Raw genomic sequence first — 3,363 nt, forward strand, 5'->3', positions numbered from 1 at the left:
AGCGCGAACTGGCCTATACCAATGCCCTGCATGCCTGGCAGGCAGCACAATTGCAATACGATGATTTAAAAAAGCAAATAAATTTCAGTGCCCAACAGGCGCAGAAAAATTTAGCCATTGCCGGAACAGCCAAAAACGATTATACCGTTAAAAGCGATGTAGATGGGATGGTGTTTCAACTGAATAAAAAGAAAGGCGAATTGGTGAGTCCGCAAACAGCCCTGGCATTGGTAGGGGCTGCACACCGGTTTTTATTGGAATTGCAGGTAGATGAACATGATATAGCCCGCATACACAATGGTATGCAGGTATTGTATACCATGGATAGTTATAAAGGCAAAGTATTTGAGGCGCAGGTCATTAAAATATATCCGGCAATGGATGAGCATTCCCGCACATTTAAAGTAGATGCTGCGTTGGTGCAATCGCCGCCGGTATTGTATCCCAACCTTACCTTAGAAGCTAATATTGTAATCCGGCAAAAACAAGATGCCATTACCATTCCTGCTAATTATTTGTTACCCGGCGATTCGGTTTTACTGGCCAATGGTAAGAAACAAAAGGTAACAGTAGGCATTCGCGATTATCAGCAAGTAGAAATTGTTTCGGGATTAACTACAAAAGACGAATTAATGCAATAAAAGCGTTTGTAATTTTTTTGCCTGCAGTCTATTCATTCTTACCAATTGCACAATACTCATTATTGTAAAGCACCCATGAATATTAAACTGATTATCAAGATTGCACAATCCCTGCTGATGGCGCGCTGGCGCCAAACCTTAGTAGCTGCTGTTGGCGTAACCTTTGGCATAACCATGTTTATTGCTTTGCTGAGTTTTATGAGCGGGTTAAACGATTTGTTGGATGGATTGGTGGTAAACCGTACGCCACACATTCGGTTGTATAATGATATTAAGCCACATAAAGACCAGCCCGTTACCCTTTGGCCGGCTTACCAAAATAGTTACCCGTTTATCAGTTCCTTAAAATCGGGGAATATCAGACAGGAGATTTACAATAGCGGCCCCATTATTCAGGCATTGCAACAAAATAAACAGGTAATGGGTGTTGCCCCCACTATAACCGCACAAGTATTTTTTAATGATGGTACGGTTGACATTAATGGGGTGATAAATGGCATTGATGTAGCCGCAGAAACCAAACTGTTTCATTTTGATGATTATATCGTAGCAGGTAAAGCAGCCGATTTAAATACCGTACCCAACAGCATTGTGTTGGGCAAAGCTTTGGCCGAAAAATTAGTAGCCAATGTGGGCGATGTGGTACAAATTACTACCAGTACCGGATCTATATTTCAGTTAAAAGTAGTAGGTTATTTTCAATCGGGTTTGCAGGATTTTGATAAAGCACAGAGTTACGCGTCTATCCAGACTGTTCAAAAAATATTGGGCAAATCGTCCTTATACATTACCGATATCAGAATTAAATTATACGATATCAATCAGGCACCTGCCCTTGCAAAAATATTTGGCCGCATTTATGGGGTAGATGCAGAAGATATTCAAACCGCCAATTCGCAGTTTGAAACAGGTAGTTTTGTGCGTAGTCTAATATCCTATGCTGTTGGCATTACTTTGTTAATTGTAGCCGGCTTTGGTATTTACAATATTTTGAACATGATGATTTATGAAAAGATGGATACCATTGCCATTTTAAAAGCCACCGGTTTTGCCGGTCGTGATGTGAAAGCGGTATTCTTAGTGATTGCCATTGGTATTGGTTTATTTGGAGGTATTACCGGATTGCTTTCAGGGTTTGGTTTATCGGTACTCATAAATCATGTGCCTTTTCATACGGCAGCATTACCAACCGTAAAAACCTATCCCATCAATTATAATCCGTTGTTTTATTTTATTGGTATTAGTTTTTCTTTGATGACTACTTACTTGGCCGGTTGGTTACCGGCACGTAAAGCCAGTAAAATAGATCCGGTGATCATTATTAGAGGAAAATAATATGCAAAACACTATTTTGGAAGCTGTAAACATTGTGAAATATTTTTATGATCCTGTAAAAGTAAAAGTGTTGAATGGTGTTCATTTTTCTATTCATCGGGGCGATTTTGTTTCTATTGTTGGAAAGTCGGGTTGTGGCAAATCCTCCTTGTTATATGTACTCTCAACTATGGATACAGATTATGAAGGCGATGTGTTAATTGATGGGATATCCATGCAAAATAAAAAAGAAGCTTATCTGGCTAAAATTCGCAACGAAAAAATTGGTTTTGTATTTCAGTTCCATTACTTGTTGAATGAATTTTCTGTATTGAAGAATGTAATGTTGCCCGGTTTAAAATTGAGAAAATATTCAGAAAAGGAAGTTGAAGAGAGAGCATATGATAAATTGAAAACATTGGGAATTGCCGAGCTGGCTTTGAAGAATGCAGCCCGATTATCTGGTGGTGAGAAACAACGGGTAGCCATAGCCCGTGCCTTAATAAATGATCCGGATATTATTATGGGCGATGAACCAACGGGTAATTTAGACAAGAAAAACAGTGAATTAGTGTTCGATATATTTAAACAATTGTCGCATGAATTGCATCAAACCATGCTAATTGTTACCCACGATCCAGATTTTGCCGCTAAAACCAATCGCATCATTCGAATGGAAGATGGTAGAATTGTGGATAGTTAGTTGGGTTTTAGGAAATAAGAACTAGTTAATGAATAGAATAATTGTATTGCTATGTACAATGTTGAAAATAATGGCAACTATTCAGGCAATGCTAATTGAAACATTCTTAACCAGTTTTTGTAGAATATATTTTCAACATCACCAACGGTGTATCCTTTCTGTTCTAATAAAAAGGCTAATTGCTGCAAATCAGCAATGGTATCCAGATCATAAGGCGATTGTTCTGTACCGAAGGCACCATCTAAATCGCTGCCAATGCCTACATGTAAGCTATTGCCTGCTAATTGGCAGATATGATCAATGTGTGGAATAATGGCTGCTATATTACAATGCATTTGTTGTGGTGTGTTAATACCGCGTTGCCAGCCGGGTACCATCATCCACGTATCGAAAGCCATGCCAATTACGGAGTTGCGGGCTATCATTTCATGTATAACAGCATCACTCATCTGTCGGTTATGTGGCACCAATACACGGCAGTTGTGATGCGATGCCCACAATGTTCCGTTGTATAAAGTCAGTGCATCATTTAATGCATCATCACACAAATGCGTAATATCCAAAACAATATGATGCTCCTGCATTATTTGCAGCAACGCTTTACCATTTTCAGTCAAATGTCCGGCAGCATCTGTACCATTGGCATATCTGCCGGGGCCATAATGGGCAGGGCCAATAGCTAACAATCCCTGTTGCTGCAATAGG

The 3,363-nt window shown here is 39.5% G+C and carries 4 protein-coding genes; 3 read left to right on the forward strand and 1 reads right to left on the reverse strand.

What is annotated here, in order from left to right; translation table 11 throughout:
* The 3 genes from A0F92_RS08545 to A0F92_RS08555 form a co-directional block, all read left to right on the forward strand.
* Window positions 1–641 (forward strand): efflux RND transporter periplasmic adaptor subunit (locus tag A0F92_RS08545; RefSeq protein WP_167516947.1); only part of this gene is annotated, 641 nt, incomplete at its 5' end.
* Between the two features lie 117 nt (window positions 642–758).
* Window positions 759–1,976, forward strand: a complete 1,218-nt coding sequence (locus A0F92_RS08550) for an ABC transporter permease (protein WP_253810304.1) — start codon at window positions 759–761, stop codon at window positions 1,974–1,976.
* Window position 1,977: 1 nt separating this feature from the next.
* Window positions 1,978–2,658, forward strand: coding sequence for an ABC transporter ATP-binding protein (locus A0F92_RS08555; RefSeq protein WP_068244312.1), 681 nt, complete (start codon window positions 1,978–1,980; stop codon window positions 2,656–2,658).
* Window positions 2,659–2,735: 77 nt separating this feature from the next.
* Here the strand turns inward: A0F92_RS08555 and A0F92_RS08560 are convergent.
* Window positions 2,736–3,363, reverse strand: a 628-nt coding sequence (locus tag A0F92_RS08560) for a dipeptidase (protein ID WP_253810306.1), incomplete at its 5' end; no start/stop codon positions are given.

It is taken from the genome of Hydrotalea flava (genome assembly GCF_001623405.1).
Lineage (GTDB): Bacteria > Bacteroidota > Bacteroidia > Chitinophagales > Chitinophagaceae > Hydrotalea > Hydrotalea flava.